The organism is Amycolatopsis sp. CFH S0740 (assembly GCF_004522315.1).
Lineage (GTDB): Bacteria > Actinomycetota > Actinomycetes > Mycobacteriales > Pseudonocardiaceae > Amycolatopsis > Amycolatopsis nivea.
Map to the genome: position 1 here is coordinate 499,281 of NZ_SDLS01000001.1, position 21,009 is coordinate 520,289.

At 72.5% G+C, this 21,009-nt stretch carries 19 protein-coding genes; 12 read left to right on the forward strand and 7 right to left on the reverse strand.

What is annotated here, in order from left to right:
* Position 1: 1 nt before the first annotated feature.
* The 3 genes from EIZ45_RS02440 to EIZ45_RS02450 form a co-directional block, all read right to left on the reverse strand.
* Complete coding sequence (locus EIZ45_RS02440; protein ID WP_134661459.1) at positions 2-3,703, reverse strand: nitrate reductase subunit alpha; 3,702 nt, start codon at positions 3,701-3,703, stop codon at positions 2-4.
* A 659-nt stretch (positions 3,704-4,362) separates the two neighbouring features.
* Positions 4,363-5,601, reverse strand: a complete 1,239-nt coding sequence (locus tag EIZ45_RS02445; RefSeq protein ID WP_134661458.1) for a cell wall metabolism sensor histidine kinase WalK — start codon at positions 5,599-5,601, stop codon at positions 4,363-4,365.
* Complete coding sequence (locus EIZ45_RS02450) at positions 5,598-6,281, reverse strand: response regulator transcription factor (RefSeq protein ID WP_134661457.1); 684 nt, start codon at positions 6,279-6,281, stop codon at positions 5,598-5,600. Before EIZ45_RS02450 ends, EIZ45_RS02445 begins: the two co-directional genes overlap by 4 nt.
* 116 nt (positions 6,282-6,397) lie before the next feature.
* Here EIZ45_RS02450 and EIZ45_RS02455 point away from each other — a divergent pair, with 116 nt between their 5' ends.
* The 10 genes from EIZ45_RS02455 (at position 6,398) to EIZ45_RS02500 (ending at position 12,925) form a co-directional block, all read left to right on the forward strand.
* Positions 6,398-6,721, forward strand: a complete 324-nt coding sequence (locus EIZ45_RS02455; protein WP_134661456.1) for a hypothetical protein — start codon at positions 6,398-6,400, stop codon at positions 6,719-6,721.
* Positions 6,718-7,656, forward strand: coding sequence for an FAD:protein FMN transferase (locus tag EIZ45_RS02460; protein WP_134661455.1), 939 nt, complete (start codon positions 6,718-6,720; stop codon positions 7,654-7,656). The genes EIZ45_RS02455 and EIZ45_RS02460 overlap by 4 nt, the downstream gene beginning before the upstream one ends.
* Positions 7,653-8,213: a ferric reductase-like transmembrane domain-containing protein gene (locus tag EIZ45_RS02465; protein ID WP_134661454.1), complete on the forward strand. Its 561-nt coding sequence runs from the start codon at positions 7,653-7,655 to the stop codon at positions 8,211-8,213. Before EIZ45_RS02460 ends, EIZ45_RS02465 begins: the two co-directional genes overlap by 4 nt.
* Complete coding sequence (locus EIZ45_RS02470) at positions 8,213-9,541, forward strand: NADH-ubiquinone oxidoreductase-F iron-sulfur binding region domain-containing protein (protein ID WP_134661453.1); 1,329 nt, start codon at positions 8,213-8,215, stop codon at positions 9,539-9,541. The genes EIZ45_RS02465 and EIZ45_RS02470 overlap by 1 nt, the downstream gene beginning before the upstream one ends.
* Positions 9,511-9,762, forward strand: coding sequence for a ferredoxin (locus EIZ45_RS02475; RefSeq protein WP_134661452.1), 252 nt, complete (start codon positions 9,511-9,513; stop codon positions 9,760-9,762). Before EIZ45_RS02470 ends, EIZ45_RS02475 begins: the two co-directional genes overlap by 31 nt.
* 94 nt (positions 9,763-9,856) lie before the next feature.
* The gene (locus EIZ45_RS02480) at positions 9,857-10,420 is read left to right on the forward strand and encodes a DUF2231 domain-containing protein (protein ID WP_037806022.1); all 564 of its coding nucleotides are present in this window, start codon (positions 9,857-9,859) and stop codon (positions 10,418-10,420) included.
* Between the two features lie 40 nt (positions 10,421-10,460).
* Positions 10,461-10,796, forward strand: a complete 336-nt coding sequence (locus tag EIZ45_RS02485; RefSeq protein ID WP_037806023.1) for a hypothetical protein — start codon at positions 10,461-10,463, stop codon at positions 10,794-10,796.
* Between the two features lie 75 nt (positions 10,797-10,871).
* The gene (locus EIZ45_RS02490) at positions 10,872-12,119 is read left to right on the forward strand and encodes an NAD(P)/FAD-dependent oxidoreductase (RefSeq protein ID WP_134661451.1); all 1,248 of its coding nucleotides are present in this window, start codon (positions 10,872-10,874) and stop codon (positions 12,117-12,119) included.
* A gap of 15 nt (positions 12,120-12,134) precedes the next feature.
* On the forward strand, positions 12,135-12,452 hold the full coding sequence (locus EIZ45_RS02495; protein ID WP_134661450.1) for a TusE/DsrC/DsvC family sulfur relay protein: 318 nt from the start codon (positions 12,135-12,137) through the stop codon (positions 12,450-12,452).
* A gap of 14 nt (positions 12,453-12,466) precedes the next feature.
* Complete coding sequence (locus EIZ45_RS02500; RefSeq protein ID WP_134661449.1) at positions 12,467-12,925, forward strand: DsrE/DsrF/DrsH-like family protein; 459 nt, start codon at positions 12,467-12,469, stop codon at positions 12,923-12,925.
* A 75-nt stretch (positions 12,926-13,000) separates the two neighbouring features.
* Here EIZ45_RS02500 and EIZ45_RS02505 read toward each other — a convergent pair whose 3' ends face one another.
* The 3 genes from EIZ45_RS02505 to ftsH all read right to left on the reverse strand — a co-directional run bounded on the left by EIZ45_RS02505 (position 13,001) and on the right by ftsH (position 16,269).
* Entirely contained in the window at positions 13,001-13,441 is a 441-nt protein-coding gene (locus EIZ45_RS02505) for a DUF6292 family protein (RefSeq protein WP_134661448.1), read from the reverse strand.
* Positions 13,442-13,712: 271 nt separating this feature from the next.
* Complete coding sequence (locus EIZ45_RS02510) at positions 13,713-14,189, reverse strand: hypothetical protein (protein ID WP_134661447.1); 477 nt, start codon at positions 14,187-14,189, stop codon at positions 13,713-13,715.
* A gap of 145 nt (positions 14,190-14,334) precedes the next feature.
* A complete protein-coding gene (gene ftsH, locus EIZ45_RS02515) occupies positions 14,335-16,269 on the reverse strand; it encodes an ATP-dependent zinc metalloprotease FtsH (RefSeq protein WP_134661446.1) in 1,935 nt (644 codons plus the stop codon).
* A 176-nt stretch (positions 16,270-16,445) separates the two neighbouring features.
* Between ftsH and EIZ45_RS02520 the strand changes: the two genes are divergently transcribed.
* Complete coding sequence (locus tag EIZ45_RS02520; RefSeq protein WP_205669788.1) at positions 16,446-17,441, forward strand: zinc-binding alcohol dehydrogenase family protein; 996 nt, start codon at positions 16,446-16,448, stop codon at positions 17,439-17,441.
* Between the two features lie 83 nt (positions 17,442-17,524).
* Positions 17,525-19,798 (forward strand): heavy metal translocating P-type ATPase, encoded by a 2,274-nt coding sequence (locus tag EIZ45_RS02525; protein WP_134661444.1) that lies wholly within the window; start codon positions 17,525-17,527, stop codon positions 19,796-19,798.
* On the opposite strand, the gene EIZ45_RS02530 is transcribed toward EIZ45_RS02525, so the two are convergent.
* Positions 19,774-20,928, reverse strand: coding sequence for a site-2 protease family protein (locus EIZ45_RS02530; protein WP_134661443.1), 1,155 nt, complete (start codon positions 20,926-20,928; stop codon positions 19,774-19,776). The genes EIZ45_RS02525 and EIZ45_RS02530 overlap by 25 nt on opposite strands.
* Between the last annotated feature and the right edge of the window lie 81 nt (positions 20,929-21,009).

The window sequence follows — 21,009 nt, forward strand, 5'->3', positions numbered from 1 at the left end:
GTCAGTACTCCACTTCCTGGCTGCGCCGCCGCACGACGGTGATCTCGTCGCGCTGGCTGCCGATCGGTCCGTAGTAGTTGAAGGCATAGGTCAGCTGGGCGTGCCCGCCCGCGAGATGCGTGGGCTTGACCAGCAACCGGGTCATCGAGTTGTGGTAGCCGCCGCGCTTTCCCTTGCCGCGGCCGCCTTTTTCGGTCTTCGGGACGTTCACCGTCCGTTCGGGGGAGTGGTACTGGAACACCGTGCCCTCGGGCATCCGGTGGCTGACCACGGCCCTGGCGACGATCACGCCGTTGCGGTTGACCGCCTCGACCCAGTCGTTGTCGGCGACGCCGATCTTCGCGGCGTCCTCGACGCTCATCCACAGCACCGGCCCGCCGCGCGACAGCGCGAGCATCAGCTCGTTGTCGTGGTACATCGAGTGGATCGACCATTTCGCGTGCGGGGTCAGGAACCGGACGGTGACGCCGCCGTCGGCGAGGTCGCCGGGCTTCCCGAAGTGCCGCGCCATGTTGAGCGGCGGCCGGTAGCCGGGCAGATGCTCGCCCAGTTCGGCGACCCAGTCGTGTTCGACGAAGAACTGCTGCCGTCCGGTGAGCGTGTGCCACGGCTTGCGGCGCTCGACGTTGATGGTGAACGGCGAATAGCGGCGGCCGCCCTTTTCCGAACCGGACCATTCCGGGCTCGTGATCACCGGCTGCGGGGCCTGTTGCGTGGCCGCGTAGGTGACGTGCTCGGTTTCGTGGCCCTCGACCAGGTCGGTGAACTGCTGCCCGGTCTGCTTTTCCAGCTTCAGGAAGCCTTCGTGGGCGACGCGGCCGTTGGTCGTGCCGGAGAGCGCGAGGATCGCCTCGCACATCCGGTCCGCTGTGGACAGCGACGGCCGCCCGGCGAGCGGGCCGTCGGCGATGACGCCGTTGCGGCGGCGCAGGTATTCCAGTTCCGGCGCGACGTCGACGGTGATGCCCTTGGTGGTGGTGCCGAGTTTGTCCAGCAGCGGGCCGACCGCGCGCATCTTGGCACCGAGCAGCGTGTAGTCGCGCTCGATTTCGATCAGCTTCGGCATCGTCACGCCCGGCACTGGCTCGCATTCGCCGCGGCCCCAGTCCCGGACCCGCCCGGACGGCGTGGCCAGTTCGTCGGGAGTGTCGTGCTGCAGCGGCGCGGCCAGCACGTCGCGGCGAGTGCCGAGATGGGCGACCGCGAGCTCGCTGACCTTGTCCGCCAGTGCGAGGAACGCGTCGTAGTCGGTGCGCACCTCCCCGGGCGGCTCGACCGCGGGGGAGAAGGCGTGCACGAAGGGGTGCATGTCGGTGGTGGAGATGTCGTGCTTCTCGTACCAGGTCGCGGCGGGCAGCACGAGGTCGGAGTGCAGGCCGGTGTTGGTCATCCGGAAGTCGACCGTGGTGAGCAGGTCGAGCTTGCCGGTCGGCGCGTCGTCCCGCCACTTCACGTCGCGCGGGCGTTCGTCCGTGCCGCATTCGTCGGCCGAGGCGAGGGAATCCACGCCGAGCAGGTGCTTGAGGAAGAACTCGTTGCCCTTGCCCGAGGAGCCGAGCAGGTTGGCCCGCCACAGGGTCAGGCAGCGCGGGAAGTTCGCCGGGTCGTCGGGGTCGTCGGCGACCGCGTGCAGCCGCCCCGCCCGCAGTTCGCCGACGATGTGCTCGGCCGCGCTGACTCCGGCGGCCGCGGCCTCGTCGGCGAGGTCGAGCGGGTTGCGGTCGAACGCGGGGTGGCCGGGCGACCAGCCCATCCGCTGCGCGGCCGCGACCGTGTCGGCGAAGGCCATCCCGGCCAGCCTGCCCTCGCCGAGCGGGGAAGCCAGCTCGTCGGCGGGCACCTTCTCGTAGCGCCACTGGTCGGTGTGCAGGTACCAGAACGGCGTGGCGGCCTGGTGGCGCATCGGGCGCTGCCAGTCGAAGGCGAAGCTCAGGTGCTGCTGCCCGGTGAGCGGCCGGGCCTTCTCCTGCCCGACGTAGTGCGCCCAGCCGCCGCCGTTGACGCCCTGGCAGCCGGTGAGGGTGACCAGTGCGATCAGCGCGCGGTAGGTCATGTCCGAGTGGAACCACTGGTTCGCGCCCGCGCCGAGCGCGATCATCGACCGGCCGTGGCTGCGTTCGGCGTTGCGCGCCAGTTCGCGCCCGATCCGGGCGGCCAGCGCCGCCGGCACGCCGGTGATCCGCTCTTGCCAGGCCGGGGTGTGCGGGGCGTCGGCGTCGTCGTACCCGGTGGGCCACTCGCCCGGCAGGTCGCCGCGCTGGACGCCGTACTGGGCCATGAGCAGGTCGAAGACGCTGGTGACGAGGTGTTCTCCGACCCGCACGACGGGCACGCCGCGCCGCATGGTGGCGCCGCCCTCGGTCTCGCCGATGTCGAACCGGGCGAGGTCGACGGCGACCTGGCCGCTGGCGTGGCCGAGCACGCCGAGCGCGGGCACGACGTCGCCGAGGTCGAGGTTCCAGCGGCCTTCGCCCTCGGCGCCGTAACGGAAACCCAGGGATCCGTTGGGCACCAGGGGGTTTCCGGTGGCGTCGTCGAGCAGGACGGTCTTGTGCCGCGCTCCTTCGCCGTCGTCGCCGAGATCGGCGGCGGTGAGGAAGCGGTCGGTGGCGTAGACGCCGGGCTCGCGTTCCCGCAGCGTCACGAGGAACGGCAGGTCGGTGTTGGACCGCACGTAGTCGGCGAAGTAGGGCACCTGGCGGTCGCGGAAGAACTCGGTGAGGACGACGTGCCCCATGGCCATCGCCAGCGCCCCGTCCGTGCCCGGGTGCGGAGCCAGCCAGTCGTCGGCGAACTTGACGTTGTCGGCATAGTCCGGGCTGACCGCGACCACCTTCGCGCCGCGGTAGCGCGCCTCGGCGAGGAAATGCGCGTCCGGGGTGCGGGTGACCGGGATGTTGGAGCCCCACATGACCAGGTAGGTGGAGTTCCACCAGTCGCCCGCCTCGGGCACGTCGGTCTGGTCGCCCCACACCTGCGGCGAAGCGACCGGCAGGTCGGCGTACCAGTCGTAGAACGACAGCAGCGTGGCACCGAGCAGCGCGTGGTAGCGGGTGCCCGCGGCGAAGGACGCCATCGACATCGCCGGGATCGGCGAGAACCCGACCACGCGGTCGGGCCCGAAGGTCTTGGTGGTGTAGACGTGTGCGGCGGCGATCATCGTCGTCGCCTCGTCGAAGGTGGCGCGGACAAACCCGCCGCGGCCGCGCTGTTCCTTGTAGGCCTTGGCTTTGCGCGGGTCCTCGACAATGTCCGCCCAGGCCGCGACCGGGTCGCCGAACCGCCTGAGCCCGGCCCGGAACATCGTGAGCAGCGAACCCCGCACGTACGGATGGCGCACCCGCGACGGCGAGTACTCGTACCAGGAGAACGACGCACCCCGGGGACAGCCGCGCGGCTCGTAGTCGGGGCTGTCCGGCCCGGTGCCCGGGTAGTCGGTCGCCTGGTGCTCCCAGGTGATCAGGCCGTCCTTGACGAAAACGTTCCACGAGCACGAACCGGTGCAGTTCACCCCGTGCGTCGAACGCACGACGCGGTCGTAGCTCCACCGGTCGCGGTAGAACGACTCCCACGCGTTCGCGTCGATCTGGTGCAGGGTGCGCCCGTGGTCGCCGACGGTCTCCTTGGTCAGCAGCCGCCGCACGCCGAGCAGCGGTCCGTGCCCGGGAACGCGGTCGTTGGCCGGCACTGGTCGTGTGGGCAATGCGACTCCTTCGGGCGGTCGGCTCGGCGGGACTGTCCCGCTGCGACACCACCCTGGTGCCGGCCGTACGCCATTCAGCTTCGGCGAAGGAGGCGGACCGTTCACCGGGCGTTCGTCACGGGTCGAAGTGACCTTCGGCCTCTGCGGGCCGCCATGCGCGCGTACGCGCAGTCCTGTCGGGAATCCACCACGATTCCGCGGGAAGAGTCTCTTGTGCCCGCCATCGATTGGCTGCTGCGCAAGCGGAACGGACGGCCGTGACGGTGTTCTCCGCAGGGAGCGGCGGCAGCGGAGGGGCCGGGGACGAGGGGAAGAGCCCCATGCCGCCGCCACCGCTCGAGGCGAGAGCGCTGCTGCCGAATCGTCGGGGTTGGCCCGCTCGCGGCTCTCGCGCTTTCAATTCTTCTTCTTGCCGCCGGGGGAACGGCAGGGCGCAATGTCCTCGCTGCGGAGGACGAAGGGCAGCGCCGGTGGCCGCTGTCGCTGCTGGCGTCGCCGATGAGCATCCGGTCGGCCAGCGGTCGAGATCCTCAGCGGAGGCATCTCGGTGCCGGACGGGGTGGACCTCATTGCCCGTCGTCGACCGCGGAAGACGTTCTGCCGCAACGAGGACGGGCCGCGGCTTCGCTGCCGCCGGCTCCCCGCTCAGAATCGGCTGATCAGCCGGGCGAGGCGCGGGAATCGCGTCCGGCCAGCGGCAGGGTCAAGGTCAGCAGCGCGCCGCCGCCGGGGTTGCTTCCGGCCGTGATGTGGCCGCCGTGCCGGTCGGCGATTTCGCTCACCAGGGCCAGCCCGAGGCCGTAGTGGCGGCGCGGCGAGGATTCGGGGCGAGCGGACGAGAATCGCTCGAACAATCCCGGCAGGACCGCGGGGTCGATGCCGGGCCCGTCGTCGGAAACCTCGACGACGCCGGTGGTTCCGGTTTGCTTCGTCGTGATGGTGACCGCCGAACGGGCGTGGGTCACGGCGTTGTCGACCAACGCGGTCACGGCGCGGAGGAGGCCGCCCTGAGTGCCGCGCACGAGCAGCGTCGGCACCGTCGGACGCGCCTCGATGACGATCGAGCGCTCGGCCGCGGCCGGGGTTCCGGCGGCGGCCGCCCGGGCGGCGAGTTCCACGAGATCGAGGGTCGCGGTGAGTCCGTCCGCGCGGACGTCGGCGGCCAGCAGAAGGTCTTCGAGGATGTCGGTGAGGTGCCCGGCGTCGGCGACCACCCCGTCGATTTCGGCGGTCAGCCGTTCTCGGGAGTCGCCGCGCCGCAGGTGCCGGCGCAGTACCTGGACGCGCGTGGACAGCAGGGTCAACGGGGTGCGGAGTTCGTGGCTCGCGTCGGCGACGAACCGTCGTTGCATGCCCAGCGCGGTGGCCAGCGGCGCGACCGCGCGCCGCCCGAACCACACACCCGCGCCTACTGCCAGCAGCAGCCCCACTCCGCCGCTGAAGAGCATGGCGGCGAGCAACCGCTCGCGTTCGTCGTTGTTCGCCCGCAGGTCCAGCGCCGCTTGCACGGTCTGCGTGCCGCGCTGCTCGGTGTAGACCTCGTAGCCGGCTCGCTCGCCGCGGACCTCGTCGGTTTGCGCGGTCCCGGTCTTCGCGACGTTCGCCAGCGCCGCCCGATCGGGCAGGACGGCCGGTACGCCGGGCGTCGCCGTCAGGCCGCCGGGTCCCTGGATGGCGAGCCAGACCCCGGCGGGCGGGTCCTGCACATCGTCGGCCTGCGAGGCGGCCTGCTGCAGCAGGGTGGCCACGCCGGTTTGCTGGCTTCGCAGCACCATCAACACCGCGAGGCCGGACAGCAGCACGACAATCGCGGCGACGGACAGCCCGACCTGCAAGCCCAGTCGCCAGGTCGCGCGTCGCAGCAGCCTCGCTTCGGTCGAAGCCGGCGGGCGGCTCACGGCGCGCCCAGCTGGTATCCGCGCCCGTGGACCGTCGCGATGACCGGCCGCCCGAGCTTTCGGCGCAGGTACGACACGTAGGTGTCGACGACGGCCTCGCTGTCGGCCTCCGGGAAGGCCAGGCTGAGCAGATCCCGCCGGGTGAAGACCCGGGAGGGCCTGCCCGCGAGCGTCGCCAGCAGCGCGCATTCCCGTTCGGACAGCCGGACCGGCTCGCCCGCCCCGGGGCCTGGCTCGACCTGGCGGGTGTCCAGGTTCAGCCGCATCGTGCCGACCGGCAGCACCCGGGCGACGTCGAGGTGGCGGCGGCGCAGCGCGCGCAGCCTGGCGAGCAGTTCGTCCACGTCGAACGGTTTGGGCAGATAGTCCTCGGCTCCGGCGTCCAGGCCCGCGACGCGGTCCGCGGGGTTGCCGAGCGCGGAAAGCACCAGCACCGGCGTCGTGACGCCTTTGCCGCGCAGCCGGGCGAGAACGTCGAGGCCGTCGAGCGCGGGCAGGCCCCGGTCCAGGATCACCACGTCGTACTGCCGCACCAGGCCGAGGTGCAGGCCGCGTTGCCCGTCCGCGGCGGTTTCGACCTCGTAGCCCTCGTCGGACAGCAGTTCGGTCAGGAGCTCGGCCAGTTCGGCGTTGTCCTCGACCAGCAGGACCCGGCCGGAGCCGCGGTGCGCAGTGTCCATCCCGCAATCGTGCCTGCCCGCGCGGCCCGCGGCATCCGCGGCCCGGATTCCCAGATTTTCCCCAGGACTCCCGTCGAAACTGGGCAGCAGACCTCCCCGGCCCGAAGGAGACCCGCGTGAATCACCGGCAACGCGTCCGGGCCCGTGCCCGCGGCCGCCGCAGCGTCTCGACGGCGACGTGGACGGCGGGTCTCGGCGGCGCGGCGCTGGCCACGGTCTTCGGCGTGACGCTCGCCCAGCAAGCGACGGCGGACACCACCGCACCGGCTTCTCCGCCGGTGACCTCCTCGCCGTCCGCGATCCCGCCGCCGCAGACCTCCGCGGACAGCACCCCGGACAGCATCCCGGAGAGCAGCGCGCCTCCGGCGGTCAGCCCGCCCGCGCAGCCGCCGGTCGTCGGTCGCCGGCACCACAGTGCCGCGCGCTCGGGCGGCTCATGACCACGGCCGCCGAACCGTTCGCGAGCATCCGGTTCCGCGCGCTGGGCACCACGGCCGAACTGGTGGTCACCGAGCCGGACCGCCTCCCGATCGCGACAGACCTGCTCCGGACCGAACTGCGTGCCGTCGACGAGACGTGCAGCCGGTTTCGCGACGATTCGGAGATCGCCGAGCTGCACCGCCACGCCGGTTCTCCCGTGCGGGTCAGCCCCTTGCTGGCCGAAGCGCTGCAGGTCGCGTTGCGGGCCGCCGAGGCGACCGGCGGGCTGGTCGATCCGACCGTCGGCCAAGCCGTGTGCGACCTCGGCTACGACCGGGACTTCTCCGCGATCGATCGCGATCTCGCGGCACCGGTCAAGCCGGCGGGCGAGGCTCCGGGCTGGTGGCGGATCACCGCCGACTGGCCCCGGCGCGAGGTCGTCGTCCCGCGCGGCGTGCGGCTGGACCTGGGAGCTACCGGGAAGGCCTGGGCAGCCGACCATGCCAGCACCGTGCTCGCGCGCGAACTCGGCTGCGGCGTGCTGGTCGGGCTCGGCGGCGACGTCGCTGTCGCGGGACGCGCACCGGCCGGGGGATGGCCGGTGGTGGTCGGCGAGGACCACGCCGCGGCGGATCCTCTCCGCGACCCGGTGATCGCCGTGGCCAGCGGCGGACTGGCCACGTCCAGCACGGTGTGCCGCACCTGGCGGCGAGCCGGGCGGACGGTGCACCACATCGTCGATCCGCGCACCGGGGACATCCCGGATCCCTGCTGGCGGACTGTGACCGTCGCGGCGGCCACGTGCGCGGACGCCAACACGGCCAGCACCGCGGCCGTCGTGCTCGGCGAACTCGCTCCGGCGTGGCTCGCGGAACGCCGGCTGCCCGCTCGCCTGGTCGCCTCGGACGGGCGCGTCGTCCGCGTCGCCGGATGGCCGGAAGAGGCGCCGGCATGAGCGCGTTGTGGTACGTCAGCCGGGCGACAGGACTGGCCGCATTGGTGCTGTTCACGGCCGTGGTGGTCCTCGGCGCGATCTCCAGCGCCCGGCTCGCGTCGCCGAGGTGGCCGAGGTTCGCCGTCGCCGCCTTCCACCGGAATCTGTCCCTGATCACGCTTGCCTTCTTGGCCGTCCACATCGCGACCGCGATCATCGACACGTACGCGGGCATCCGGTGGATCAGCGTGGTGGTCCCGTTCGTCTCGGCGTACCACCCGGTGTCGCTCGGCATCGGAGCCGTCGCGTTCGATCTGCTCGTCGCTGTGGTCGTGTCCAGCCTGCTCCGTCCCCGGATCAACGCCAAGGTCTGGAAAGCCGTGCACTGGGCCGCGTATCTCTCCTGGCCCGCGGCCGTGGTGCACGGCTTCGAGATCGGCGGCGCCGACTCCCGGCTGGGCTGGGTCCGGGTGCTGCTGGTGGCCTGCGTGCTCGCCGCCGCGGCGGCCGTGGGGTGGCGCGCGACGGTGCGGCATCCCGACACCGAGGCGCGGCGCGGCACCCTGGGAGGCCTGTGATGACGACCGCTCGCCGTCCCCGGGCGGCCAGCGAGCTGCTTCCGCCTGATCCGGCCCGCCCGCGCCGTCTTCTCGCGGGCTGGCTGGAAGCCCGGCAGTCCGCCGGATTCGCCGAGCACAGCGCCCGGTACGGCGCGCTGCCCGTCGAACGCTACGCCGGACGGAACGGCAGGGCCCTGCTGCTGTCCACAGTGGACGCTTCGGGGCTGCGGGGGCGCGGCGGGGCGGGTTTCCCCACCGGCCGCAAGCTGCGTGCCGTCGCCCGCGGCCGCCGCCCGGTCGTCGTGGCCAACGGCTGCGAGGGCGAACCGGCGAGCGGCAAGGACCGAGCACTGCTCACCGTCGCGCCGCACCTGGTCATCGACGGGGCGGTGCTGGCCGCGACGGCGACCGACGCGACGGAGATCATCCTGTGCGTGCACCGCGCCGATCCGATCGCCGGCTCCGTCGCCGGTGCGCTGGCCGAGCGGCCGAGCGGAGAGATCCCGATCCGGCTGGTCCAGGCGCCCGGCCGGTACGTGGCGAGCGAGGAATCCGCGCTCGTCAACTTCCTGGAGACCGGCGACGCCCGGCCGACCGCGAAACCGCCCCGTCCTTTCGAGCGCGGGGTGCGCGGCCGGCCGACCCTGGTCGACAACGTCGAAACGCTCGCCCATCTCGCCCTGATCGCCCGCTACGGCTCGGAGTGGTTCCGCGGCTGCGGCACCCGGGACTCGCCCGGCACCACACTGGTCACCGCCGGCGGCGGAGTCGCCCGGCCGGGGGTGTACGAAACCGCGTTCGGCACCCCGGTCGCGGAGGTGCTCGACCAGGCGGGCGGCCCGGCCGGAACACCGCAGGCGATCCTGTTCGGCGGATACGGCGGCACCTGGCTGCCCGCGCCCGCCGCGGCGGGCATCCGGCTGTCCCATCAGGACCTTCGCGCGGCGGGCGCGGCACTCGGCGTCGCCTCGCTGACCGTGCTGCCCGCGCGCGCCTGCGGTCTCGCCGAAACCGCTCGGGTGCTGCGCTATCTGGCGGGGGAGTCCGCCCGCCAATGCGGTCCGTGCATGTTCGGTCTCCCCGCCGTCGCCGACGATTTCACCTCCCTGGTGCTCGGCGGCCGGGCAGCGGCGCTGGCCGGGCAACGGCTCCGCACGCGGCTCTCGGTCATTCCAGGGCGCGGTGCGTGCGCCCATCCCGACGGCGCCGTCCGGCTGGCCGCGAGCGCGCTGCGGTGTTTCGCTGACGACCTGCGAGCCCACCTCGCCGGGCGTCCGTGCGCGTGGGCGGCGCACCCCGCGCTGCCCTTGCCGGGATGGAACAACCGAAGCGGCGATTGGACGTGACCGTGCCCGAACGACGCTCCCGTCAGCTGCGGGTCGACCCGATCGCCTGCCGAGCCCACGGAATCTGCGCCGAACTGCTGCCCGAACTGATCGACCTCGACGAGTGGGGCTACCCGATCCTGGTCGACCGGCCGGTGCCGGGCCCGGTGCTGTCCGACGCGCGCCAGGCGGTCGCCGCCTGCCCGACCCTGGCGCTGCGACTGGCGGGCGGGGGCCGATGACTGTCCGGCGCGAACCGGTCTCCACCGTGCCGCCGTGAGCGTGCCTTCGCAGAGTTCCCGCTGAATCGCGAAATTCCACCGGATTAAGGACATCATGACGACCGTGAACGGCCTGCCCGCCCACATCCTGCTCGTGCACGCGATTGTCGTGCTGCTGCCGTTGAGCGCACTGCTGCTGGTGCTGAGCAGCGTCTGGCCGAAAGCACGCGGAAAGCTCGCCGCGCCGAACGCCGTGCTGGCCGTGATCGCGCTGATCCTGGTTCCGATCACCACGAACGCCGGCGAATGGCTCGAGCGGCGAGTTCCGCGGACTCAGTTGCTGCGCGACCACACCGAACTGGGCGACACCGCGCTCTGGGTCGCGATCCCGGTCGCCGTGCTCGCGCTGGTGGTGTGGTGGCGCCAGCGCGAAAGCGCCCTGCTGACGGGCAAAACCGACGTCGGGACCGCCGAGGACAACGCCGCGGTCGCCACCGCCGTGCGCCGCAAGACTTACCTGGCGCCCGCCTCGACGAAGGTCACGACGGTGATCGCGGTCGTCGCGGTCCTGGTCGCCGGCGCGACCCTTTACGACGTCTACCGCATCGGCGATTCCGGTGCGCAGGCATCGTGGCAGGGTAAGTTCAGCGAGAACGCCGCCCCACGCGGTACTCGGTGACGCTCCGCCGCGGGGGCCCGCCGAGGAGGGAGCAGAAGCGATGACCGATCACCCGGCAGTGTCTTCGATCGACGCGGTGGCCGCCGAATTGCAGGTCGAAGCCGGCGCGCACGGATCACGGCGGGCCGCGCGGACGCTGGTGTCCGGAACCTCCCAGCGGGCGACGCTGATCGCGTTGGGGGACGGCGCCGAGCTGGCCGAGCACGACTCGCCGCCCGCGGCCACGCTCCAGGTCGTCGCAGGCACCGTGCGGCTGCACACCCAGGGTGCGGAGTGGACGCTGGAACGCGGGCAGCTGGCCGTCGTTCCGCCGGAACGCCACGGGCTGCAGGCGCTGGGAGACGCGGTCGTGTTGCTGACTGTCGCGCTGCGGTAACCGGCCCTCCTTGGTCGCCCCCGCCGGTGACCGAAGACCCTAACCGGACCGGCGGGCCGCTTCGAGACTGGAGCGGTGACCAAGCACATTGTGATTCTCGGCGGCGGGACGGGCGGCACCCTGGCCGCGAACCGGCTGCGGCGCGGTCTGGGCGACCAGGTCCGGATCACCGTGGTGGACCAGGACAACGACCACGTGTACCAGCCGGGCCTGTTGTTCGTGCCGTTCGGCCTCGCCCAGCCGGAGGACCTCGTCCGGTCCCGCCCGGCGCAGTTGCACCGGGGAATCGAGTACCACCGCAGCGCGGTAGACCACGTCGACGCCGAAGCCGCGCGAGTCCGTCTGGCGGACGGCACGATGCTCGCCTACGACGCGCTCGTGATCGCGACCGGCGCCCGGCTCGTGCCCGAGGAAACCGAGGGACTCACCGGCCCGGGCTGGCGGGAGAGGGTGCACACCTTCTACGACTACGCCGGGGCGATGGCGCTCGCGTCCGCGCTCGACGAGTTCACCGGCGGGCGCCTCGTGGTGAACGTGATCGACCTGCCGATCAAATGCCCGGTCGCCCCCTTGGAATTCTGCTTCCTCGCCGACTGGTACTTCACCGAACAGGAAATCCGCGACGAAGTGCGGATCACCTATGTCACGCCGCTCGATTCCGCGTTCACCAAACCGGTGGCGGCGAAGACGCTCGCCGGTCTGCTGGAGGACAAGAGCATCGAACTGGTGACGGAGTTCAACACCGGCGAGGTCGACGGCGCGGGCGGTCGGCTGGTCTCCTACGACGGCCGCGAGGTCCCGTTCGATCTCGCGGTGGTGGTGCCGATGCACAGCGGAGCGTCCTATGTGGACCGATCACCCGGTTTGGGTGACGAGTTCGGCTTCGTTTCCGTCGATCCGCACACGCTGCAGTCCACGGCGTACCGCAACATCTTCGCGCTCGGCGACGCCGCCGGGGTGCCGGCGTCCAAGGCCGGTTCGGTCACCCACTTCGAGGGCGCGGTGCTGGCCCGCAACGTCGCACGGTACCTCGCCGGCCGTCCGCTCGACCCCGGATTCGACGGGCACACCAACTGCTTCATCGAGAGCGGTTTCCACAAGGCGATGCTCATCGACTTCAACTACGACACCGAACCGCTGCCCGGTCATTTCCCGGCGGCGGCCGGACTTCCGCTGCTGCGCGAATCGCGGCTGAACCACCTCGGCAAGCTGATGTTCTCGTGGCTGTACTGGCACAGCCTGCTGCCCGGCCGGGAAATCCCCGGCATCGCCGCCGAGATGCCCCGCGCGGGCAAGGAGTTCCCGGCGCCCGCGGAACACTGACCAGAAAGGACGCTCATGCCCACCGCGACCTACGCGGGCACCGAGGTGCCTGTCAACGACGAGGGTTTCTTCACCGAGCCGGAGTCCTGGACCGAGCAGATGGCTCCGGAGATCGCCCGCGAAGCCGGCATCGACGCGCTGACCGACGAGCACTGGAAGGTCATCGAGTTCATGCGGCGGGAATACGCGGAGAAGGGCACCGGCCCGACCGTGCGGGCGCTCGGACGCACTTCCGGCGTCCCGATCAAGGACCTGTACCGGCTCTTCCCGAAAGGCCCGGCCAAGCTCGCCGCGAAAATAGCCGGAATCCCGAAACCGCGCGGCTGCATCTGAGGAGGAATCCCGGCATGATCGAAAAAGTCTCCGTCATCGTCTCGAAAGGCTCGCTGGACGCGATCTACCCCGGCCTGATCATGGCCAACGGGGCGCGCGCGGAAGGCATCGAAGCCGATCTGTTCTTCACTTTCTTCGGGCTGGACGCCGTGCACAAGGCCCGGCACGACCACATCAAGCTGGCGACCGTCGGCAATCCGGGCCTGCACCTGGCCACCTGGGCTGGCGGGCTGCCCGGCGTCTCGTCGGTCATGACGCAGTATCTCGAACGGAAGATGGAAAAGCTCGACATCCCGGCCATCCCGGAATTCCTCGAAATGATTTCCGACACCGGGGCCGGGCTGTACGCGTGCAAGGCGTCGGTCGACCTGTTCGGCCTCGAAAAGGACGATCTGATCGAGCAGGTGCGGGACATCATCACCGTCGGCGAATTCTACGCCAAAGCGGCGGGCGGCCAGATCATCTTCACCTGAGCGCCCCGCTGCGCGCGCGAAGCACCAGCTTGGCTGTGCCGGCCCGCTCGCGTCCCCGCTCCCGCTCGACCGGGGTCACTGGCTGGACAGCGGTTGCGGAGTCCGGTAGCCGAAAAGCCGGGCGAGGAGGTCGGCCCGCCCGCGGTTCAGCTCCGGCGGCGCGGGCGGCGGCGTGCGCCGGGTCAGGGCGCGGACCGCGCGGACGAATTCCCGGACGCGGGAAGGGGGCGGTACCAGGTCGTCGCCGAGGTAGGCCACCACGAGCAGGTCTTCGCCGGAATGGGTTTCGATGGTGAACGACCAGCCGTGCCGTTCGTCCCAGACCAGCGCTGTGTCGCGTCCGGGATGGACGGCGAGCTGCCCGTCGAGTGCGAGGTAGGCCGACATCGGCGAGTCGAGGTCCATCGTGGCGGACTCGGGGCCGACGCCCGCCGCGACGCTCACCGCGTCGAGATAGCCGCTCATTCCGCAGTGCAGGAGGTATTCGTCGTCGGTGGTCGCTTGCTGGCCGCTCATCGGTTCTCGTTTCTGCTGCCGCGTGGCACGGCGGATTTCTCGGCGCCGGCGGTTCGGCCGGGCGGGCTTTCGCCTATGCCCGGAATGGCGTTCCCGCGCTCGCCCTGGCCGCCGGTTCGCGACGGTCAGGGGGAATCGGGCGCCCGGCTGCCTGTCTCCAGGCTGCGCTTCGGGCGGGTGCCGGAAAAGGGCCGAAGGTCCCCGGCTCCGCCCTCTGTGGACAGCGGCCCGAGCCGCGCACAGGTTCGCCGCGCCGCGCGGTTCCGTTCGCTCAGGCGCACAGGTCGCGGCCGGACGAGCGGTCGAAGGCCGCGGCGATGCTCGCCCGGCACGCGCGGGTCAGCTGGCGGGTGGCGCGGTTGTCGGGGGTCTGGCCGCAGCGCGGGCAGGAGAACCGCACGTCGCCGGAGAGTTCGTCGACGGCCGCGTCGAGCGGGCGGCCGCACGGGCGGCACCAGCGGTGGCCGCTGAGCGGCACCGCGTGGTGCGGGGACGAGACGCACTGGTGGAGCCAGCGGCGATGGGTCCGGCAGGTGATCCGGTCGAACGGGTCGAGATCGGTCTCCTCGCGGGCGTCTTCCTGGGTCAGGGCGAGCGCGAGACGGAGGTCGCGGAGATCGGCGTACCGGGCGTCGACGCGACCGTCCGGCACCAGCGCGAGCCGGTCGTGGCGGTTGCGCCGCAGTCCGGCCGGGACGGTCGTCGAGGGCGCGGGAGGGCGGTCCGGGGAGATGCGGTCGATGCTCATGGTCGCCTCGCTTTCGTTGCGTCCGAGCTTCCGCTTCGACGCTCGGGCCCACGAGGGCCGCACTGCCCGTTCCGGAGGGCCCGCCGGCTCCCGGCGGCGAGCGGTTCTCCTTGCCGCGCGGGGACTTTAGGCACCGGATCGGCACCTATCGCGGCACTGCGGCCGGGATTTCGGCCAAATCCTCGGGTGCGGTTCGGCTGGCCGCCAGAGCAGCCTGCACGGCCGTGCCGTCGACGGTCTCTTCTTCGCGCAGCCGCTCGGCGAGCCGGTCGAGCGCGTCGCGGTGCTGTTCGAGCAGGGCTGCCGCCCGGGCCTCGGCCTCCCGCACGAGGCGGCCGATTTCCTGGTCCACCACGCGTTGCGTTTGTTCGGAGTACGGCCTGCCCAGCAGCGCCGGGCCGTCGTCGGCGACGGCGGGGGCTCCGCCGCGGCTGTAGCCGATCGGGCCGAGCGCGGGGGAGAGCCCGAACTCGGTGACCATTTTCGCGGCGATCGCGGTGGCGCTCGCGAGATCGTTGGCGGCACCAGTCGACGCTTCTCCCAGCGCGACCAGTTCGGCCGCCCGTCCGCCGAGGCGCACCGTGAGCAGATCGGCCAGGTAGCTCTCGGAATAGAGCCGCCGTTCGGCCTCCGGCAGCTGCTCGGTGGCGCCGAGGGCCATGCCCGCGGGCAGGATCGTCACCTTCGCCACGGGGTCGGCGTGTTCGCACAGCGCCGCGACGAGAGCATGCCCGGCCTCGTGCACGGCGACGGACCGGCGCTCCTCGGGAAGCAGCGCGTTCGAGGCGTCGCGGCGGCCGAGCAGGACCCGGTCCCGTGCGGTCGCGAGGTCGTCCGCGGTCAGCACGGTCCGGTTGTCCCGCACGGCGTTGATCGCCGCCTCGTTGACGAGGTTGGCCAGATCGGCGCCGGAGAACCCGGGCGTGCCGCGGGCGACGACCGTCAGGTCGACGTCCGGATCGAGCCGCTTTCCGTCGATGTGGACCGCGAGAATCTCAGCCCGCTCGGCCTGGTTGGGCAACGGGACGGTGACCTGCCGGTCGAACCGGCCGGGGCGCAGCAGCGCGGGGTCGAGGGTTTCCGGCCGGTTCGTCGCGGCGAGCACGACGGTGCCGCCGCTCTGGTCGAAACCGTCCATTTCGGCCAGCAGCTGGTTCAGCGTCTGCTCGCGCTCTTCGTGCCCGCCCGCGCCGCCGATGCCGCGGCGGCTGCCGACGGCGTCGATCTCGTCGATGAAGATGATCGACGGCGCGCGATCGCGAGCCTCGGAGAACAGGTCGCGCACCCGGGAAGCCCCGACGCCGACGAACATCTCCACGAACGCGGACCCGGTGATGGACAGGAACGGCACGCTCGCCTCGCCGGCCACCGCGCGGGCGAGGAGGGTTTTCCCGGTGCCGGGCGGCCCGACCATCAGCACCCCGCGCGGGCCCTTGGCCCCGGCGGCGGCGTACCGCGAGGGATCGCGCAGGAAGTCGACGACCTCGGCGATCTCCTGTTTCACTCCCTCGTACCCGGCGATGTCGGCAAACCTCGTGCCGGGTCGCTGAGCCTCGATGATCTTGGCCTTCGACCGGCCGATGCCGCCCATACCTCCCATGCCGCCGAGCCCGCCCGCGCCGAGAGTGCGCTGCGCGCGCCGGCCCGCCCACCAGAACAGTCCGAACATCACCAGGATCGGCAGATACGCCAGCAGAGCGGTGAAGACCGAATCGCCGCTGCTGGTCTTCGCGCCGGTGACGGCGACGTTCTTCTCGCGCAGCTTGGCGTCGAGCCGCGGATCGCCGAGCGCGGTGGGAAGCTGGCTGGTGAACTTGCCGCCGTCGCGGTAGTTCCCGGAGACCGCGCCGTCGTCGCCGACCGTGATCTCGGCGACCTGGTTGGCGTCTACTTTGGACAGGAGCTCGGTGTAGGCGAGCGCCGGGACCGACGAGGTCCACAGCGAGGGACCGGCGATGAGCACCACGGTGACGAGAACCGCCGCGGTGAGCAGAAGCCCGATGAGGCCGCCGTTGCGGTGCTCTTCGGGCTTGTGCGCGGGCGGGTCCGGAGGCGGCCCGGGACGGGCGGTGCGGGACATCCTGGCCTACGCCGCACGCTGGGGAGCAGTCATGGCACGACTCTGCGCAACCGCGGCGCCGGAGAGAAGAGCCGAACGTCCCCGGCGGGCGGGACCTGCGGACGTCGTCCCGGATCCGGCCCGCCGACATCCTGGACGGGGCACTGCGGACGAGAGGAGCCGCGATGACGGCGGAAATGCGGGCCTGGCGGCTGCGTGCGCCCGGTCCGATGGCGGGCGGCCCGCTGGTGCGGGAACGGACGCCGGTCCCGGAGCCAGGAGACGGCGAACTGCTGGTGCGGGTGCGCGTGTGCGGGGTGTGCCGGACCGATTTGCACGTCGCGGAGGGCGATCTTCCGGTGCACCGCGCCGGAGTGGTGCCCGGCCACGAGATCGTGGGCGAGGTGGTCGAGGCGAGGGCCGGCGGCTTCGGGACGGGGGACCAGGTCGGCATCGCCTGGTTGCGCGGAACCTGCGGCGCGTGCCGCTATTGCGTGTCCGGCAAGGAGAACTTGTGCCCGGAGTCGAGGTACACCGGATGGGACGCCGACGGCGGATACGCCGAGTACGCCGTCGTCCCCGCCGCGTTCGCGCATCGGTTGCCTGCCGGCTACTCCGACGAAGAGCTGGCGCCGTTGCTGTGCGCCGGGGTGATCGGCTACCGGGCGTTGAAGCGGGCCGAGGTCCCCGAAGGCGGCCGGCTCGGCATTTACGGGTTCGGCGGTAGTGCGCATCTCGCCGCGCAGGTGGCGCTCGCGCGCGGGGCGACCGTGCACGTGCTGACCCGCAGTCCCGAAGCCCGGAAGCTGGCGCTCGAGCTCGGTGCCGCTTCCGCGGGCGACGCGGCCGAGGCACCGCCGGAGCCGCTGGATTCGGCGATCCTGTTCGCGCCAGCCGGGGAACTGGTGCCGGTCGCGCTGGCGGCGCTGGACCGCGGCGGCACACTCTCGATCGCGGGTATCCATCTTTCGGACATACCCGTGCTGAATTACCAGCACCACCTTTTCCAGGAACGGCAAGTGCGCAGCGTCACCGCGAACACGAGGGCGGACGCGCGGGAGTTCCTGGAGTTCGCGGGAGCGCACCGGCTGCACGTCCGGACGATGTCCTATCCGCTGTCCGCGGCGGCGGAGGCGTTGACGGACTTGGCGGCGGACCGGGTCACCGGAGCCGCTGTCCTGCACGCGGACTGATTCCGTCCACTGTGGACTGAACCGGGGTCCTTCGGCCCTTCCCGGCCGGAGGCCTTCGGCGCATCGTGCGGCCGGGAGGCGTCATGACACTTCAAGGGAAGCGGCTGCCGGGCGAAGCGCTGTTGCTCGCCGCGGTGGCTGTGTTGCTGGCAGCCGGAGGAATTCTCTGGTGGTGGGGGAACCCCGGGTCCGGCGGCTGCTGGGCGGCGGCGACCGCGGTCGCGCTGGCTCCCGCCGTCTGGTGGGTGGCCGAGGATCTGCGGCACCGGCGCTGGGGCGCGGATTCGCTGGCGGTGCTGGCGCTCGCCTCGACCCTCGCGGTCGGCGAGTTCCTCGCCGGCGCGGTCGTCGCGGTGATGGTCGCGACCGGGCGGGTGCTCGAATCGCGGGCACAGCGCCGCGCCGCGCGGGACCTGACCGCGCTGCTGGACCGGGTGCCGCAAACGGCGCACGTGCGGGCGGGGGACGACCTTCGCGAGGTCCCGGCGGGCGAAGTCGCCGCGGGGGACGCGGTGGTCGTCCTGCCCGGCGAGGTCGTTCCCGTGGACGGGACGCTCGCCGCCGGCGGGGTATTCGACGAGTCGGCCCTCACTGGGGAACCGCTCCCGGTCGCGCGCACCGCCGGGGACGCGGTCCGCAGCGGAGTGGTGAACGCCGGGGCCGCGGCGGAGATCACGGCGGCGGCGAGCGCGGACGAAAGCACGTACGCCGGGGTGGTCCGGCTGGCCGAGTCGGCGGCGGCGCAGACGGCGCCGGTCGCGCGGCTGGCGGACCGGGTGGCCGTGTGGTTCTTGCCCGCGGCGTTGCTGATGGCCGGTGCGGCGTGGCTGCTGAGCGGCGAAGCGGAGCGGGCGGTCGCGGTGCTGGTGACCGCGACTCCGTGCCCGCTGCTGCTGGCGGTGCCGATCGCGGTGACCGCCGGGATGTCGCGCACCGCGAGGGCCGGGGTCGTGGTCAAGGACGGTGCCGCGCTGGAGTCGCTTGGCCGGGCCCGGGTGCTGCTCATGGACAAGACCGGCACGGTCACCGCCGGGCGGCCGGAGGTGACCGACGTGGTGTGCGCGCCGGGGCACCCCGTCGAGGAGGTGCTCCGGCTGGCCGCGAGCGTCGAGTACTACTCGCCGCACGTGCTCGCCGCGGCGGTCGTCCGGGCCGCGGAATCGGCCGGGATCGAACGCGTCCCGGCGGTCGAGGTCGGCGAGGTGCCCGATTCCGGGGTGGCCGGGCGCGTCGGCGGGCGGCTGGTCCGGGTGGGCAGGCCGGCCGCCGGCCGGGAGACGCCGGCCTGGGCGCGCAGTGCCGCGCGCCGGGGACGGCTCGACCTGGCGTCCGTGCTCTGGGTCGAGTGCGACGGCGAGCCGGTGGCGGCGCTGCTGGCGAAGGACCGGGTCCGCCCCGACGCGGCCCGCACGACGCGCCGGCTGCGGGCGGCCGGGATCGCCACGATCGGGCTGCTCACCGGCGATCGGGTGGACAACGCGCGGGAGGTCGCGGCCTTGCTCGGCCTCGACCGCGTCCAGGCGGAGGTCAGCCCGGCGGAGAAGGTCGCGGCGGTTTCCGCCGCTCGGGCCGAGGGACTCGTCGTGATGACCGGCGACGGCGTGAACGACGCTCCGGCGCTCGCGGCCGCCGATGTCGGCGTCGCGCTCGGTTCCCGCGGCGCCACGGCCGCGGCGCAGGCGGCCGACGCGGTGATCCTCGACGACCGGCTGGACCGGCTCGCCGACGCCGCGGAGATCGCCCGGCGCGCGCGGCGGCTGGCAGTGCAGAGCGCCGCGGCCGGAGTGGCGCTGTCGCTGGCGGCGATGGCGGCCGCGGCGGCCGGTTTCCTCACGCCGGTCTGGGGCGCGATCGTGCAGGAGGGCATCGACGTCGCGGTGATCCTCAACGCCTTGCGCGCCTTGCGGGTCCCCGCGGTCGCGGCTCCGGCGCCCGCCCAGCTGGTGCACCGCTTCGAGACCGAGCACGAGCGGCTCCGGCCCGCGCTGCTGGCGATCCGGCAGGCCGCCGACGCACTGGCCGGCGGGCCGACCCCGGCGGCGGATCGGGCTGTCCGGCACGCGTGCGACGTGCTGCTGCGGCAAGTCCTGCCGCACGAGACCGCGGAGGAGACCGAGCTGTACCCGGCGCTGGCCGATGCGCTGGGCAGTCCGGAGAGCACGGTGCCGATGAGCCGCGCGCACGCCGAGATCGCCCGGCTGGCGCGGCGGCTGGAACGGCATCTGGCCGAGTCGCCGTCGAGGATCCAGGCGGACCAGGTCGACGACCTGCGCGCGACGCTGTACGGGCTGGACGCGGTGCTCACCCTGCATTTCGCGCAGGAGGAGGAAGCCTATTTCACGCTGCCGGCGTCGTGAGCGGGCCGCACGCCGAGTCCGGCGAGTTCGAGCGTCCGCGCGAGATCGCCCGGAGCCGCTACTCCGGCGAGCTCGCCGTGGTCGACGACGAGCACCAGGTCCTGGCCGGGACGCAGCCGCACGCCCCCGAACACTTGGGAGAGCGGCGTGTCCGGACTGGCGATCAGGCAGGCGGGCGGCTTTACGCAGATGTCCTCCAGCCGCGTGGCGGTCCGCTCGGTTTCCGGGACCCGGGACAGCGCGGAAAGACTGACGACACCGACCGGTGCCCCGGTGAAGGACACCACGGGGAAGGTCCGGAACCGGGTCCGCGCGGCCTGGTCCAGGAAGCCTTGCACGGTGTACCAGCCGGGTGCGGTGACCGGTTCGGTGCTCATGACGTCGCGGAGCCGGAGCTGGGAAAGCAGCTGCCGCAGCGGGGCCGCGGATATCTCGGTGCGCGCGGCGACGGCGAGGAACCAGCTGATGGCGATCGTCCAGAGTCCGCCGAGGTTGCCCAGCGCCAGAATTTGCCAGGCGCCGAAGGCCGCGAGCGCGCTGGCGAGCACCTGGCCGCCGGCGGCGGCGATCCGCCGGGCACGGGCCCGGTTTCCGGTCAGCCGCCACGCGACGGCTTCGAGAACGCGCCCGCCGTCGAGCGGCGTCCCCGGCAGCAGATTGAAGACCGCGAGCACGCCGTTCGCCCAGCCCAGCCAGGCGAGCGCCACGGTGACCACCGCGGGCAGCAGCGGGGAGGCAAGCGCGGACGCGCCGAGGAACCCTCCGCCCGCCACTGCGCTCGCCGCGGGCCCGGCCGCCGCGATGAGCAGCGCGGAGCGCGGCGTCGGCGGTTCCTCGGGCAACTCGGTGGAACCGCCGAGCAGCCACAGCGTGATGCGTTCCGCCCGGAGCCCGTAATGCCGCGCGACGAGCGCGTGGCACAGCTCGTGCGCGAGCAGGGACGCCAGGAACACCAGCGCGCTCACGACCGCGACCGTCCAGTCGACCGCGACCGGCGAACCGCGGGCGCCGAGCGGAAGGACGGTCGTCGCGAGGAGATCGGCCAGCAGGCCCATCACGATCAGCACGGACCAGTGCGCGCCGACGCGGATCCCGGCGACGCGGCCGAGCGGGAATGTCGCCTGTGTCATGGCCCGAATCTCCCGCTGGGCCGGTGCGAGCGGCAGGGCCGCAGCGCCTCTCGCCGCGGGACCAAAGACTCCGGCGCCGCG